This window comes from Nisaea denitrificans DSM 18348 (genome assembly GCF_000426505.1).
Taxonomy (GTDB): Bacteria; Pseudomonadota; Alphaproteobacteria; order Thalassobaculales; family Thalassobaculaceae; genus Nisaea; species Nisaea denitrificans.
The window spans coordinates 494,815-510,034 of sequence record NZ_AUFM01000015.1 but is presented as its reverse complement, the minus strand read 5'-3'; the positions used below and the strand labels follow the sequence as shown (position 1 = coordinate 510,034).

14 protein-coding genes are annotated in these 15,220 nt (G+C 61.8%); 6 read left to right on the top strand and 8 right to left on the bottom strand.

Annotated elements, in window-relative coordinates; translation table 11 throughout:
* Positions 1-59: 59 nt before the first annotated feature.
* Positions 60-986, bottom strand: coding sequence for a DMT family transporter (locus K328_RS0112860; RefSeq protein WP_051284853.1), 927 nt, complete (start codon positions 984-986; stop codon positions 60-62).
* An 18-nt stretch (positions 987-1,004) separates the two neighbouring features.
* The gene (locus K328_RS0112855; RefSeq protein WP_028466322.1) at positions 1,005-1,607 is read right to left on the bottom strand and encodes a nitroreductase family protein; all 603 of its coding nucleotides are present in this window, start codon (positions 1,605-1,607) and stop codon (positions 1,005-1,007) included.
* Positions 1,608-1,717: 110 nt separating this feature from the next.
* Between K328_RS0112855 and K328_RS0112850 the strand changes: the two genes are divergently transcribed.
* Positions 1,718-2,236 (top strand): MarR family winged helix-turn-helix transcriptional regulator, encoded by a 519-nt coding sequence (locus K328_RS0112850; protein ID WP_028466321.1) that lies wholly within the window; start codon positions 1,718-1,720, stop codon positions 2,234-2,236.
* A 1-nt stretch (position 2,237) separates the two neighbouring features.
* Here the strand turns inward: K328_RS0112850 and K328_RS0112845 are convergent, their stop codons facing one another.
* From K328_RS0112845 to ugpB, 4 genes are all read right to left on the bottom strand, one after another.
* Entirely contained in the window at positions 2,238-3,308 is a 1,071-nt protein-coding gene (locus K328_RS0112845; RefSeq protein ID WP_028466320.1) for a sn-glycerol-3-phosphate import ATP-binding protein UgpC, read from the bottom strand.
* Positions 3,309-3,318: 10 nt separating this feature from the next.
* Positions 3,319-4,161: a sn-glycerol-3-phosphate ABC transporter permease UgpE gene (gene ugpE, locus K328_RS0112840; RefSeq protein WP_028466319.1), complete on the bottom strand. Its 843-nt coding sequence runs from the start codon at positions 4,159-4,161 to the stop codon at positions 3,319-3,321.
* 15 nt (positions 4,162-4,176) lie between these two features.
* Complete coding sequence (locus K328_RS0112835; protein ID WP_028466318.1) at positions 4,177-5,055, bottom strand: ABC transporter permease; 879 nt, start codon at positions 5,053-5,055, stop codon at positions 4,177-4,179.
* A gap of 79 nt (positions 5,056-5,134) precedes the next feature.
* Complete coding sequence (gene ugpB / locus K328_RS0112830) at positions 5,135-6,442, bottom strand: sn-glycerol-3-phosphate ABC transporter substrate-binding protein UgpB (RefSeq protein WP_036554019.1); 1,308 nt, start codon at positions 6,440-6,442, stop codon at positions 5,135-5,137.
* Between the two features lie 257 nt (positions 6,443-6,699).
* On the opposite strand from ugpB, the gene ada reads away from it, so the two are divergent.
* The 4 genes from ada to K328_RS0112810 all read left to right on the top strand — a co-directional run bounded on the left by ada (position 6,700) and on the right by K328_RS0112810 (position 10,935).
* Positions 6,700-7,815: a bifunctional DNA-binding transcriptional regulator/O6-methylguanine-DNA methyltransferase Ada gene (ada, locus tag K328_RS23895; RefSeq protein WP_036554232.1), complete on the top strand. Its 1,116-nt coding sequence runs from the start codon at positions 6,700-6,702 to the stop codon at positions 7,813-7,815.
* Between the two features lie 87 nt (positions 7,816-7,902).
* Positions 7,903-9,108, top strand: coding sequence for a multidrug effflux MFS transporter (locus K328_RS23890; protein ID WP_051284851.1), 1,206 nt, complete (start codon positions 7,903-7,905; stop codon positions 9,106-9,108).
* A gap of 92 nt (positions 9,109-9,200) precedes the next feature.
* Positions 9,201-9,923, top strand: a complete 723-nt coding sequence (locus K328_RS0112815) for a M48 family metallopeptidase (RefSeq protein WP_036554017.1) — start codon at positions 9,201-9,203, stop codon at positions 9,921-9,923.
* An 88-nt stretch (positions 9,924-10,011) separates the two neighbouring features.
* A complete protein-coding gene (locus K328_RS0112810; protein ID WP_028466315.1) occupies positions 10,012-10,935 on the top strand; it encodes an endonuclease/exonuclease/phosphatase family protein in 924 nt (307 codons plus the stop codon).
* Positions 10,936-10,946: 11 nt separating this feature from the next.
* Here K328_RS0112810 and K328_RS23885 read toward each other — a convergent pair whose 3' ends face one another.
* Positions 10,947-12,941 (bottom strand): transglycosylase domain-containing protein, encoded by a 1,995-nt coding sequence (locus tag K328_RS23885; protein WP_051284850.1) that lies wholly within the window; start codon positions 12,939-12,941, stop codon positions 10,947-10,949.
* Positions 12,942-13,275: 334 nt separating this feature from the next.
* Between K328_RS23885 and K328_RS0112800 the strand changes: the two genes are divergently transcribed.
* On the top strand, positions 13,276-14,658 hold the full coding sequence (locus tag K328_RS0112800) for a tetratricopeptide repeat protein (RefSeq protein WP_028466314.1): 1,383 nt from the start codon (positions 13,276-13,278) through the stop codon (positions 14,656-14,658).
* Positions 14,659-14,661: 3 nt separating this feature from the next.
* On the opposite strand, the gene K328_RS0112795 is transcribed toward K328_RS0112800, so the two are convergent.
* Positions 14,662-15,204: a rhodanese-like domain-containing protein gene (locus tag K328_RS0112795; RefSeq protein ID WP_051284849.1), complete on the bottom strand. Its 543-nt coding sequence runs from the start codon at positions 15,202-15,204 to the stop codon at positions 14,662-14,664.
* Positions 15,205-15,220: the final 16 nt, after the last annotated feature.

Below are 15,220 nucleotides of genomic sequence, written 5' to 3'. Positions count from 1 at the left end.
CACGCGCTGTGCGGAAGCGGATTCAGGAGGCAAGCCGGCCGCGCCGGCTCAATGAGTAATCAGGTGCGCCGCTGTGCCATCACCGTCAGAGCGATGCCCACGGCAATGACCAGAGCACCGGCCCAGGTCGCGAGGCTGTAGCGCTCGTCGAGCAAAAATGTCGCGATGACCAGACCGACGCTGGCGGCGACATAGCCGATCTGACTCAAGAGGACCGGTCCGCCAAGATGCTGAAGCCGAAAGAAAAGCGGGAATGTCGCCGCCGCCGCCACCGCCTGCAACAGAGCCGCTTCGGGCACTGCCGCCAGAGAAGCAAGCGGCACCGTCCCCTCCACCAGAAACAGCAGCGCGACAAAAGCGATGATCGCCGCCCCGTGACTCCAGAAAGCGAGGGCGTCGGGCGAGGTGTTCTCCGGCCAGGCTATGGTGCGGTAGACATTGCCGACAGCAAGCGCGACCGGCACCGCGAAGCCCGCCACGATCCAGAACAGGTCCGGCGCATCCGGAGCCGCACCCCTGGTCAGACTGACAATGGCCGCCCCGGTCAATCCAACCGCGATCCCGGCAAGACCAAGCCGGTTCGGTGTCTTGAGGCCGAGAAGGGCCGAGAAGGCCAGCGTGAAGACTGGCGACTGGGCGAACATCAGCCCCATATAGCCGGCACCCGCATGCGGAATAACGGCAAAGAGAATGACATTCGGGATCACGTAGGAGACCAGCCCCGCAATCACAGAAAAGCGGGCCAGCGTCCGGTCAGGACGCTGGAGACCGCGCCGCATGACGAGTACCGGGAGCATCAGCGCAGCGACCCCGAGCGACGGGATCATGGCCCAGAGAATGGGCGAGATACCAGCGTCGCCAGCGATTTTCCCGAGCGGGAAATTCACACCAATCAGGGCGCCGGTCATGAGCAACAACAGAGACGGGTTCGCAAACATCGATCTTGGTTGCGCGCCTTCTTCGGGATGGTCAAGCGATTGCGTCATCTTGGTTCTCCTCCCGCTCTAGCGCACTGTCCCCGCCGGGAAGGGTCCCGGCGAAGCAATCCGTGACAACGGCTTGCGGTCGCTTGGCGCCTCCCGCTCGGCCAGCGCATTCGGCAGCCGCTCCGGCGCCCCCCTGCGGCCCACCGCAATGGCGATTTCAATCCTGAAGCGTGGCGGAATGGCGAGTGCGGAACGCGCGCGCTCCCGATCAATCCCGGCCATTGCATGTGCGTGGTAGCCGCGCGCCGTGGCCTGAAGCGCGAGATGGGCCCAGGCCGCCCCCGCGTCGAAGCTGTTTACCGTGGACACACGGTCGGGCCGGGTGGCGTCCCCCCGCATGAGCGTATCGGAGAGCAGGACAAAGAGAACGGAGGCGTCGCGCGCCCAGGCTTTGTTGAAATCGTCCAGCACACCGACGAACCGGTCCCAATGCGCACCGTTCCGGGTCGCATAAAGGAAATGCCACGGTTGAATATTGAAGGCGGAGGGAGCCCACCGGGCCGCTTCGAGAATTGTCAGCAAGTCCTCGTCCGGCATGATTTCGGGCTCGAAACTGCGCGGCGACCATCTGTCCAGAAAGAGCGGTTCGATCGGATGGTCCGTTGTACGGAGATAACTCATGGGGCAAGTCCTTCACATTCCGGGGCGGGTGACTTAAGCTGGCATCATTCGATGCACGATTATACGGCATCAGATAATTTGATATCGAACTATTTGATGGCGAACGATCCATGAGTCAAGACTCGCGTGCAAAATCGCCTGCGGAATCCGCACAGGGTGCCGCTCTGGAGACGATCCTTCAGCAGTGGAAACGGGAACGGCCCGACCTCGATCCGTCCCCCATGGCGGTCTGCGGTGCGCTGCGGCGGGCAAATGACAGGGTCCGGACCGCTGTTGAAGGCAATGCCGCGAAAGGCGGGCTGGATGGCGCCGGATTCGACGTGTTACTGACGCTGCGCCGTCAAGGCAAAGGCGAGACCCTGACACCGTCCGAGCTGGCCGGCGAGATGATGCTTTCAACCTCGGCTATGACCAACCGGCTCGACCGTCTGGAAAAGCGTGGCCTCGTCGAACGCCGGTCGGATCCGAAAGACAGGCGCAGCCTCAAGATCGCCTTGACCGAAGACGGCTTTGCCCTCGCGGACAGCCTCGTCCTGTCCCACCTAGCGGTCGAGGAAGAGATGCTGGCGCCGCTCGACACTGCCGAGCGGGAGGAACTGAAACGCCTCTTGGCGAAGGTCGGCGCCTAGCTCAGAGCCGCTTGCCGCTCTCCGTATCGAACAGATGCACCTGATCCGGCGCGACGCTGACCCGGATGCTGTCACCGCCCGAAAGCGTCTGGTGACCGGCGATCCGAACCGTGGTCAGGTCGCCATTACCGGGTGCCGCGCCGTGCATCAGCGTTTCCGCGCCGAGATGCTCAACCAGATCGATGCGGACCTCCAGGCCTTCCCCTTCGCCGCAGGGCTGGAAATGTTCCGGTCGGATGCCGACTGTCACCGGCTGACCTTCGGCGAGGTTTTTCGCCTGCCCGTTCAGACCGATCCGCTGACCTGAGCTGAGCACGGCCGCGCCGCTTTCTACCTTGCCTGTCATGAAGTTCATCGAGGGTGAGCCGATGAAGGCGGCGACGAACATGCTGGCCGGACGGTCATAGACCTCGATCGGGGTGCCTATCTGCTCCGCGATGCCCGCATTCATGACCACCAGCCGGTCCGCCATGGTCATGGCCTCGACCTGGTCATGGGTGACATAGAGGCTGGTAGTGCCGAGCTGGCGTTGCAGTTTCTTCACCTCGACCCGCATCTGTACGCGGAGCTTGGCATCGAGGTTGGAAAGCGGCTCGTCGAACAGGAACACGGCGGGCTCGCGGACGATGGCCCTACCCATGGCGACGCGCTGACGCTGACCGCCGGAAAGCTGCTGCGGTCGCCGGTCGAGAAGCGGGGAGAGTTCCAGAATCTCGGCGGCCTTCTGCACCCGCTGGGCGATCTCTTCTTTCGCCATGCCGCGGTTTTTCAGGCCGTAGGCCATGTTCCCCTGGACGGTCATGTGCGGGTAGAGCGCGTAGTTCTGGAATACCATGGCGATATCCCGGTCCGCCGGCTCCAGCTTGTTGACCTCACGGCCCGCGATGGCGACTTCACCGCCGGAAATGCTTTCCAGCCCGGCCACCATGCGCAGCAGAGTCGATTTCCCGCAGCCCGACGGGCCAACGAGAGCGATGAACTCGCCGTCCTGAATGTCGATATCGATCCCGTGAATGGCCTTGAAGCCGTTCGGGTAGGTTTTCTCGACGTTGGTGAGTGCGACCTCGGCCATCCTCAGTTCCTCATTTCTCGGACTCGACGAGGCCCTTCACGAACCACCGCTGGAAGATCAGCACCACCATGACCGGGGGCAGCATCGCCAGGAAGGAAAGCGCGAGGGCCTTGTTGTATTGCGGGATACGGTTGCCTTCGAGATCGTTCAGGATCTGCTTGATCCCCATGACAACAGTGAAATAGCTCTCGTCCGTGGTCATCAGGATGGGCCAGAGATACTGGTTCCAGCCGACCACGAACATGATGATGAAGATCGCCGCGATCATGGTTTTCGACAGCGGCAGCAGGATATCGACGAAGAAGCGGAACGGCCCGGCGCCGTCGATCCTTGCCGCTTCCAGGATCTCTTCCGGCACGGACTTGTAGAACTGACGGAAGAAGAAGGTCGCGGTGGCGGACGCGATCAGCGGCAGGATCAGGCCGGTATAGGAATTCAGCATGCCGAGCTTCGAGACCACCTCGTAGGACGGGATGATCCGTACCTCCAGCGGCAGCAGCAGGGAGGAGAAGATGATCCAGAAGAAGAAGCTGCCCGCCGGAAAGCGGAAATAGACGATGGCATAGGCCGCGATGGTCGAGATCAGGATCTTGCCGACCGAGAAGCCGAGGCCGAGGATCAGGGAGTTCTTCAGCATCAGCACGGCGTTCACGGCCTGGGTGAAGCCCGTATTGTCAAACAGGACCGCGCTGTAGGTTTCCAGAAAATAATCCCCGATCCAGAATTGCAGTCCCTGGTTCAGAATGGTTTCCGGCCGGTGCGTCGATGAGGCGAAGACCACCCAGATCGGCAGCAGCAGGAACAGCACGCCGAGGATCAGGATCAGATGGTCCGTGAGTTTGATACGGTGCATGGCTCGATCCCCGGCTCAGTAATGGATGCGCTTCTCGATCACGCGGAACTGCACGATGGTCAGTCCCAGCACGAGGATCATGAGAATGACGGACTGGGCGGAGCTGCCGCCGATATCCGCGCCGAGGAAGCCGTCCTGATAGACCTTGTAGACCAGCGTCGCCGTGCCGCCGCCGGGGGCGCCGCGGGTCATTGTGTCGATCACGCCGAAGGTCTCGAAGAAGGCATAGGTGATGTTGATCACCAGCACGAAGAAGCCGGTCGGTGCCAAGAGCGGCAGGGTCACAGTCCAGAACCGGCGGAAGCCGTTGCGGCAGTCGATCAGGGCCGCCTCGCGCACGGCGCGCGGGATGGACTGCAGACCGGCAAGGAAATAGATGAAGTTCACGCTGATCTGCTTCCAGACCGAAACCAGGATCACCGTCACCGAGGCGTCGAACACATCGAGCTGCGGGTTGAAGGGCCAGCCGGTGGCGTTGAACAGGTGATTGAGCGGGCCAATGCTACGGTCGAACAGGAAAACGCCCATCATACCGGCAACGGCCGGGGCCACGGCATAGACCCAGGTCAGCATGATCTTGTAGGCCGACTGGCCATGCAGGATGCCGTCCGCCTTGACCGCCAGCAGCAAAGCGATAGCCATGGAGAGAAAGGCGACCAGCCCGGAGAAAATCGCGGTGAAGATGGCCGAGCGCGCGTAATGCTCGTTCGAAACCACTTCGATGAAATTATCAAAACCAACGAATTGACTGGCCAGGCCGAACGGGTCTTCCAGCATGAAAGACTGGTAGACCGCCTGTGCCGCAGGCCAGACGAAAAAAATAAAGATGATCGCGAGCTGAGGCGCGATCAGCAGATACGGCAGGGTAAAACTGTCGAATTGCTGCCGTTTCATCGCCGATATCCCTTGATGAGCCAGAACGGGAAAGCGGCGGGCGGTTGAGACCGCCCGCCGCTCTTGCGAGAAATGCTGGTTACTGGACCGTCTTGGCGAAGCGGGCCAGAAGCTTGTTCGCACCGTCCTCGATGGCCGCGAAAGCGTCGTCGACGGACTTGGTGCCGGCGAAGACCTGGTCATATTCACGGGTCATGACTTCACGGATCTGAACGTAGTAGCCGAGGCGATAGCCCTTGTTGTTCGCGGCCGCCTTCTGGTTCAGCTGCTGGATGCCGACTTCGGCGTCCGGCTCGTCATTGTAGTAACCGGTTTCCTGAGCGAGCTTGTAGGCCGCGTTGGTGATCGGCACGTAACCGGTTTCCTTGTGCCAGAAGAACTGGGTCTCCGGTTTGGTCAGGAACTGGAAGAACTTGGCAACGCCTTCGTTCTGAGCCTTTTCCTTGCCGCTGAAGGCAAAGAGCGCGGCGCCACCGATGAAGGTCGTGTATTCCTCACCCTTGGTGATGCTGTTCCAGTACGGCAGGTTGGTGGTGCCGAAGGCGAACTTGGCGCTCTTCTTCAGGCCGCCGAAAGAACCCGAGGAGCCGAGCCACATGGCGACTTCCTGGTCGATGAAGGGCTTCTGGTTGTCGCCCCACTTGCTGCCGTAATACCCGAACAGGCCGGCCTGCTGCCATTCGCGTGCCTTGGAGAAGTGCATGCGCATGTGTTCGTTGTTGTAGTTGATCTTGGTAGCAACGCCGTCGAAGCCGTTATTGTCGTTCGCCAGCGGGATGTTGTGCCGTGAATGGAAGTTCTCGGAGAAGATCCACGGGGTGTGGGACTGGGAAAGGGCGATGTAGCCGGCTTTCTTCAGCTTCGGCGCGATTTCTTCGAACTCTTCCCAGGTTTTCGGCGGCTGCACACCGGCTTTGGCGAGCGCGTCCTTGTTGTAATAGAGCACCGGGGTGGAGCTGTTGAACGGCATGCCGATCATGTCGCCCTTGCTGTCCGCATAGAAGTTACGAACGCCGGAGATGTAATCCTCGGCGTGGAACGGCACACCGTTCTCGTTCAGCAGGCTGGCGACCGGATAGACGGCGCCCTTGGCATTGATGATGGTGGCGGAGCCGGCATCGAAGATCTGGATGATGTTCGGCGCTTCGCCGGCGCGGAATGCGGCGATCCCGGCGGTCATGGTCTCTTCGTAGCCGCCCTTGTAGATCGGGGTCAGCTTGTATTCGCTCTGGGACGCGTTGAAGTCCTTGGCGATGGTGTTGACCGTCTCACCGAGACCGCCACCCATGGCATGCCAGAAGGTGATTTCAGTGGCCGCGTTTGCGGCGCCGGCGCCGAGCATGGCAAGGCCGGCCGCAGCGGCGAAGATCGTCTTGGTCGCTTTCATAAGAGGCTCCGTTGGAAGAAATACGAGCGCCGACCCTATTCCCGGCACACGTCCGAACGGTGAAAGAACCGTGACATTTTCGTTGCAATAATGACGGCCAAGTTTCTCTTTTCATTTGAAAATATGAAATGTTCGTTTGTTCTGTTCCGATCAGCCAGCCGCTGCGGAAATACCCGGTTTGCCGCGCAAGCTGCGGATAGTCGGAAGCCGCGCCGAAAAGGTATAAAATGGGCGAAGTCACCGAGGAGGCCGGGCCCATGCCGGATAGCAGTTCAATCGGAACCCCTGAATCGAACCGTTTCAGCGACGATGCGGCGCGCTGGACTGCGGTAGCGACCCGCAACCGGGAAGCGGATGGCGTGTTCTTCTACGCGGTGACCACCACTGGTATCTATTGCCGCCCGAGTTGCTCCTCGCGCAAACCGAAGCGCGAGAACGTGCGGTTCTATGACAGCCCCGCCGAAGCGGAGGCAGGCGGCTACCGGGCCTGCCGGAAATGCCTCGGCGCCGATGCGGCCCACACCCGACGTCTCGGCGCAGTCGAAGCGGCCTGCGCCCTGCTTGACGCCGCAGACGAAACCGCACCGACCCTGGACGAACTGGCCGACGCAACCGGCCTCTCCCCCTATCACCTGCAGCGCACCTTCAAGGCCGCAACCGGCGTGACCCCGAGGCAGTTTTGGGACGCTCAACGGCTTGGAAGACTGCGTGAGAACCTGAAATCGGGCGAAGCCGTTTCCCCCGCGCTATACGGGGCGGGATACGGCTCCTCCAGCAGGCTTTATGAAAAAGCCCGCGGCCAGCTCGGCATGACGCCCGCGACCTACGGCAAGGGCGGACGCGGCGCTGTGATCGCCTTTACCCTCGCGCCCAGCCCGCTTGGCCAGATTCTCATCGCGGCCACGGAGAGCGGGATCTGCTTTCTTGCACTGGGCGAGGATGCCGGAAAACTTGAGGTGGAACTCCGTGAGGAATTCCCGAAAGCGGAAATCGTCCGGGACGACGACACACTAGGCAGGATCACCGAGGCCGTGATCGCCCATCTCGAGGGACGGCTACCGGATATCAAACTGCCGCTCGACATCCAGGCGACCGCCTTTCAGCGCCAGGTCTGGGAAGCACTGATGGACGTGCCCTACGGCGAGACGAGAACTTACGGCGAGCTGGCCGAGGCCATCGGCAAGCCGGGAGCGCCCCGGGCGGTCGGCCGGGCCTGCGGCAGCAATCGCGTCGCCCTTGTCATTCCCTGCCATCGCGCGGTCGGGGCCGGCGGCAGCCTGACCGGCTATCGCTGGGGCGTGCCCCGCAAGCGCCAATTACTGGATGAAGAGCGTCAACAGCGTGACGAGATGAGCCTGGCCGAGGCGGGGTAAACCAATCGGTATACCGCAGCGCAGAATTGCGTTATGAAAGAAAGGCCGACAGCAGTGGCGGCCTTTTTCCCATGTCGAAGATCACCCATGCAAAAAACCGATTTCCGGGTCTATTCGGCCAGCGGCATAGCGACTCTCACAATGATGGTCGCCCTCGGCCAGATGGCCGTCGGTCTGTTCGTTCCGTCCCTGCCGTCGCTCGTCGACTATTTCCAGACGGACATGGGCACCGTTCAGCTCACCCTGACGGTGCATTTCACCGCCTTCGCCTTTTTCCAGCTACTCGCAGGGCCGTTGTCGGACCGGTTTGGCCGCCGCCCGGTGATCCTGACCGGCCTCGCGATCTATGTTGCCGGCGCTATTGCCTGCGCACTAGCAACCACGATCTGGGCGCTGATCAGTGCCCGCGTGCTGCTCGCCATCGGTGCCTGTGCCGGTCACGCCGTCAGCCGGGCGCTCATCCGGGACAAGTCCGAAGGCGCCGAATCCGCCCGGATCATGTCCTTCATCGGCATGGCCATGGCGCTCTCGCCAGCGCTGACCCCGACCATCGGCGGCCAACTGCAGGGCCATTTCGGCTGGCAGGCCTCGTTCGTTTTCATGGCGGTCGTCGCGGGCGTGCTGTTCCTCTTCAGCCTGTTCCGGCTACCGGAGACCCTCGCGCAGAAAAATCTCGACGCCATGAAGCTCGGCGGCATGCTCAAAACCTACTGCGCGCTGATCGTCGACCGCCGGTTCTTCGGTTACGCCGCCCTGAACGGCTGTTTCTTCGGCATGCTCTTCGCCTATCAAACCGGGTCGCCCTACATCCTGATGGTGGAGCTCGGCTATTCGCCGCAAGCTTATGGTTTGCTGATCCTGTTCAATGTCGCGGGTTTCCTGACCGGCAACATCATCACCAACCGGTTCGGCCGCCGGATCGGGATCCACAACATGGTCCGGATCGGCAGCGTCGTCGGCCTGATCGCGGGCTTCGCCATGTTCATCCCGGCCCAGTTCGGCCATGTCTCCGCCGCCGCGATCATCGGCCCAAGCATGCTGCTCCTCGTCGCCCTCGGCATCACCCTGCCGAGTTCCATGGCCGGTGCGCTTCAGCATTTCCCGCATATCGCCGGTGTCGCTTCCGCCCTGCTCGGCTTCCTGCAGATGGGCACCGGGGCGGTCGGCTCCTTCATCATCAGCAGCCTGCAGAACAACCATCCCCTGGTGATGCCAGACCTGTTCGCGGTTGCCGGTGTGCTCAGCGTGGTTTCGGTGATGCTGATCCCGCGCCCGGGAGAAGCGAAAGACTGAGCTGCCGCAATTGACCCGGCGGGTCCACGAAGGCAGTAATATCTGGTAGTTTACATTCCCTGAACCACTAGACCTTGGTAAAAGCTACACCCATGAATGCATCCAGCCCCTTGATCGTGAGAGGCCGTGACGGCGCTGATATCGAGGTACCCGTACGGATCTCAACCCGCGCCCGGCGCCTGTCGCTGAAAGTCGATCCGGCCCGCGGCGCGCCGGAGCTGGTGCTGCCTCCAGGCGTTTCCCGCTCTCAGGCAGAGAGCTTCGTCGCCCGGAACGTCGTCTGGCTGGAAAACCGCCTGGCCCGCCTGCCGGACGCCATCCCCTTTGCCGACGGCACCACCATTCCCCTGCTCGGTGTCGACCACCGGATCCGCCATGCACCGGAGCTGCGAGGTGCGGTCCGCCGCACCGAATGCCCTGACGATGGCTTGCCATATCTGGAAGTATCCGGCGGTGCTGACCATCTGGCCCGGCGACTGACGGACTGGCTAAAACGGGAAGCCCGGCGGGAGCTCTCGGATCGTGCCCGATTCCATGCGGAGCAAGTTGGGCGCAAGCCGACGCGGATTTCCGTCCGCGACACACGCAGCCGCTGGGGAAGCTGCTCCTCCACCGGCGCGCTGTCTTTCTCCTGGCGCCTGATCCTGGCGCCGGAACATGTGCTGGATTATGTCTGCGCCCACGAAGCCGCCCACCTGATCGAAATGAACCATTCCGGCCGGTTCTGGGCGCTGTGCGACGGGCTGGTCGAGAATATGGATATGTCCCGCGCCTGGCTGAAACGGCACGGCGCCACGCTGCACCGCTACGGCTGAACCGTTTCCGTCACACGACCATGATCCGGTCAAATTTCCCTACGAAAGTCCCGGCATTCGCAATGACCGTCTCGTGGGTTCACGTCATATGAATTCTTTCCGACGCTTCGCGCTTTTCTGTTCCTGGGCTATCGCCGCCGCGCTCATTGCCGGTCAGTTCGGCGCCTTTCATCCACTCGCGGACAGTTTCTCCCATCTGCGCCTGCATCTGGTAGTGCTCGCGCTTCCCTTCCTGCTATTGCTGCTGGTCACCCGTGCCTGGATCAGTGCTCTGTTTCTGACCACGGTCATCGTGGTCAGCGCCGGTTCGCTCGGCCAGCTTTTCGGCGGAAGCACCCTCTCGGAAAACCAGCCGCAAGGGCCAGGCAATCTCCGGATCCTGTCTCTCAACATGAACCACAACCACGCCAGGATTGAACCGGTGACGGCCTATATTGTGGAGATGAAACCCGACGTCATTACCCTGCAGGAAGCCGCTGTCGAGCAACCGAGACTGACGAAGCGTCTCAAGGAAACCTACCCGTATCAGATCATCTGCCCGTATCGGGGATCGGTCGGTATTGCTGTGCTCTCCCGGACTGCATTCACCGGGACCGGATGCCTGGAGGATCACCGGCTTGCCTGGGCTACCGTTTCAGGCGGCGGGCGGGACACCACTGTTGCCTCGCTTCATTTGCGCTGGCCGTTCCCGCTGCCCCAGGCCAAGCAAATCGAGGCATTGGCTGATATCTGGGATCAACTGGACACGCCTCTCATCATCACCGGTGACTTCAACGCCGCCCCCTGGAGCCACGCCGTGCAGAAGATCTCTGCTGATTCAGGCACGCGGGTGGTACCGGGCCTGCGCCGCTCCTTCACCTGGGGAGATAACTGGCTCGGCGACCTGATGGCCCTGCCGATCGATCATGCCCTGATCTCACCAACGCTGAAGGTGGGCGGTGCCGCCCTCGGCCCGCATGTAAGCTCGGACCACCTGCCGTTGATCGTGGATATCGAAACAGGCGCTCTTTAATCACGTCAGGACTAATTGGTGTTCAGGACCAGTGATCGGGGCGGCCCATCTGCCGCTTTCGACATGAAGGCAGCCCAGATTTCCGCGGGCAAGCTACCGCCGGTGACACCATCCATGGCCGACGCATCGTCCCGGCCGACCCAGACCCCTGCAACCAGATCAGCCGTATAGCCGATGAACCAGGCATCGCGGAAATCCTGGGACGTGCCTGTCTTGCCGGCGGCCGGACGCCCGATCCGGGCCCTGCGCCCGGTTCCGTTTTCCACCACCGACTGCAGCATCGTATTCAATGCGGCGACAATCCGGGTCTCCACGATCTGTGGGGCGGGTCGATCATCATGCGCGTAGATCGCGCCTTCGGCGGATGTCTGGATGCGCTCAACTGCATAGGGCGAGACAAACCGCCCCTGATTGGCGAAGGCTGCATAGGCAGCTGTCATTTCCAGCAAGGTTACTTCACCGGCACCGAGCGCCAGGCTCGGCCCCTCGGGCAGGGATGCCGTCACGCCGAGACGGCGCGCAACCGAGAGCGCCCGGCGCCGGCCGATCGCTTCGGAAAGATTTACCGTTGCCGCGTTCAGGGAATGCGCCAGCGCGTCCTCAAGCGTGACCTCACCCCGATACCGGCCATCAAAATTCCGAGGCGTCCAGCCGTTCAGCGCAACCGGCGCATCGGGCAGCCTCGTCTTTGGCGTATAACCCGCCTCAAGCGCAGCCAGAAAGACGAAAGGCTTGAAGGCGGAACCCGGCTGGCGCAGCGCCTGGGTGGCACGGTTGAACTGGGAGCTGGCATAGTCGCGCCCGCCGATCATCGCCCGGACAGCGCCGTCCGGCGACATCACCACCATGGCGACCTGCCGGGCGCCCTTCTTGGCCCCGCGCTTCATGCCTTCACTCACGGCCTGTTCAGCGATCCGCTGCAGCCGTCGGTCAAGGGTCGTGCGGACCGTGCGGTCCCCGCCGCCGGGTCCGGCATAGCCGTTCGCCCGCTCACGCGCCCAGTCGGCGAAATAGCGATGGTTCCGGCTAACCCCCGCCGCGCCCTGGATGGCGGACGGACGGGCGGCGATCCGCTCTGCCTCGTCCTCGGTGAGGTAGCCCGCATCGGCCATGTTCAGCAGAACCTGCCGCGTACGACCCTGTGAGCGCTCCCGGTCGACCGCCGGATTGTAGCGTGACGGTGCCTTCAGCAAACCGACCAGCAGGGCCGATTGGTATGCTGTCAGATCCTCGACCGGGCGGCGGAAGTACTTCCGGGCCGCTGCATCCACTCCGTAGGCACCGGCGCCGAAATAGACCCGGTTGAGATAGATGGCGAGAATTTCCTGCTTGCTGAAGCGGTGCTCCAGCCAAAAGGCCAGCAGCAGTTCCTGGATCTTCCGGGAGTAGGACCGGTCCGCGCTGAGAAAGACGTTCTTGGCGAGCTGCTGGGTCAGAGTGCTGCCGCCCTGCACCGTCCGTCCCGCCTTCAGATTGACGACGGCCGCGCGCAGGATCGAAATTGGATCGACACCGAAATGAGAGAAGAACCGCCGGTCCTCCGTCGCGACCAGCGCGTTGATCAATGGGGCCGCGAGATTGGCGGCGGTGACCGGCCGGCCATGCAGCGCCCCGTAGGAGACGAACATGGCGCCATCGCGGTCGAGCAGCCGGGTCGCCCCCGCCCGCTCATACCGGTCGAGATCGGTGATGTTCGGCAATTGATAGGCATGATAGGCGAGCACGCCGCCAACCAGCACGAATGCCCATATCGCCGCGACGAAACCGTACTTGATAAGCCCCGCGACGACCCCCGTGCGCTTGCGCACCACGGCCGATTTGCGGCGCCGGGATGTTGTTGGTTTGCGGGCGGTTTTCTTGCCCGCAGGCTTTCTGGTGGCGGCGGTTTTTGTGTCCTGCTTGGCCGTCGATTTGCGCGCATTATCCTTCGTTGCGGCGGTCTTGCGCGCACCGGAAGATGAGCGGCGCGTTGTCGCCGCAGGCTTTTTTGTCGGAGTCCGTGCCATCAGGAACCGCGCCCAAAGTTTAATGTTAGAATTAACTCATAAGCATCTGATTTAAGCAAATATTTTTAGCTTACTTAATATATTGGATTAACTTTAAAAATCTCGTCGCTTTTACTGTAAGGAAAATAAAAATCATTATAAAACAAACAACTATCAGACTTTCTTAAATATATTTTAAATTTTCAACACTAATTTAATAAATACATTCAAAAATAGGCGTTAAAAGCTTGTTTTTATTAACCCTCTCGATCCGATCACGCGCTCTCGCATTGTCCGTGATCGTCCAGGCGCGTAGCTATGCGACAGTGACTACATCACCGGCCGGAGATCCGCCATGACCACCACGGACTGCAGGGACCTCGCCGTCTCCAATACCGACAACGCCCTCGTCGCTGCATTGGAAAATGCTCACGAAATGTTCCTCACCTATTCCGGGGACCCGCTCGGCGAGATCACCGAGGTGCTTGATGCCGAGCCGGATTTCGTCATGGGTCAGATCTTCAAGGCGGCGCTGCTGACGCAGGCGATGGAAACCCGGATCTATCCGGAGCTTGTCAGCACGCTGAAGACCGCCGAAGCGCTGGCGCCCCGGGCCAACGAACGGGAACGCCGGCATATCGAGGCCATCAGGGCCTGGGCCGACGGCGATTTCCACGGCGCCGTCGACCGCTGGGACGCGTTGCTGGTGCAGTTCCCGCGCGACCTGCTGGCCCTGCAACTCGCCCATCTCTCCGACGTGCTGCTCGGCGACACAGACAATCAGCGGGACCGTGTGGCCCGCATTCTCCATGCTTGGAATGAAAGTGTCCCCGGATACGGCTATGTGCTGGGTCTCTATGCCTTCGGGCTTGAGGAAAATCGGGATTTCTCGATTGCCGAAGAGTGCGGCCGGCGGGCCGTGGCCATGAACCCGAAGGACGCCTACGCCATTCACGCGGTCGGTCACGTGATGGAGAGTCAGGGCCGACAATCCGGCGGTATCAACTGGATGCGATCACGCGAGCAGGACTGGGCCTACAGCAACTTCGCCAATCATCTCTGGTGGCATCTCTCGCTCTACCATCTCGATCTTGCCCAGAACGATCAGGTGCTCGACATCTATGACCGCTGCCTGCGCAGTACCGATTCAAGCGGCGACAGGTACGAGGAACTGGACGCGGCCGCGCTGCTCTGGCGGCTGGAGCTGCTTGGTGTGGATGTCGGCGATCGCTGGAAGACGCTGGCTGACAAGTGGGAGCCGAGCGCGACGGACACGCTTTATGCCTTCAATGATGTGCACGCGATGATGACCTTTGTCGCCGATGGTCGCTGGGAGGTGGCGGAGCAGGTGCTGAACGCACATGAGCGCTATACCACCGCCGCCAACGACGCGAACGCGGCGATGACACGGACCGTCGGCCAGCCCTTCTGCAAGGCCCTGAAGGCCTTTGCCGAGGAGAAATATGGAGAGGCCGTCGATATCCTGCTGCCGATCCGTTACCGCACCCGCTATCTCGGCGGCAGCCACGCCCAGCGCGACATTATCGGCATGACCTTGCTGGAAGCCGCCCTCAGGGGAGGGCGAAACGACCTTGCCCTCGCACTGGCCTCAGAGCGCACCGCGCTGAAGCCGACAAGCCCGATGAACTGGCGGTTCGCCGCCCGGGCCCATCGCGGCCGCAGCGATCATACACGGGCGACAGAGGCCGAAGCCCAGGCCATCGCCCTTCATGGATAAGCGTCAGGCGGATGCCTGCTTGTTCCAGGGCATGTGTCGCAGCATCCGCGCCATACCGCACCAGCCGGTCACACCCGCCATCAGCAGGCCGGCACCGACAAAGGCCGGGATCAGGGCATAGATCGGATCGGCCAGATAGCCCGCGAGCCCACCGGCGAAGGCGAAAGACCCGGCGATGATCTGCACCTGGCGCATGATCTCCAGCGGCGCCTTCTTGTTGCGTGTGACTGGCAGGCCCGCATCCTTCCAACCCTCGATGCCACCTTCAAGGAAAGCGGCGGAGGCAAATCCGGCTTCTACAAAAAGCGGGGCATTGATCATCGTTCTGTTGCCGGAACGACAATGCAGCACGACGCCTTTATCGAGATAGGGGGTGAGATCTGCGGATTTCCATGCCGAGAGCGGAATGGCGACCGATCCGGGGATCCATTCCCGTGCCCGCTCGTCCGGCTCTCGGATATCGATCAGGACGAGCTTTCCGCCTTCGATCTGCGGCGCGGCGCTCTGGGCATCAATGCCCGGAAGCTGCTGATGAATTGTCTCCATGGTCTTTTCCTTTCTC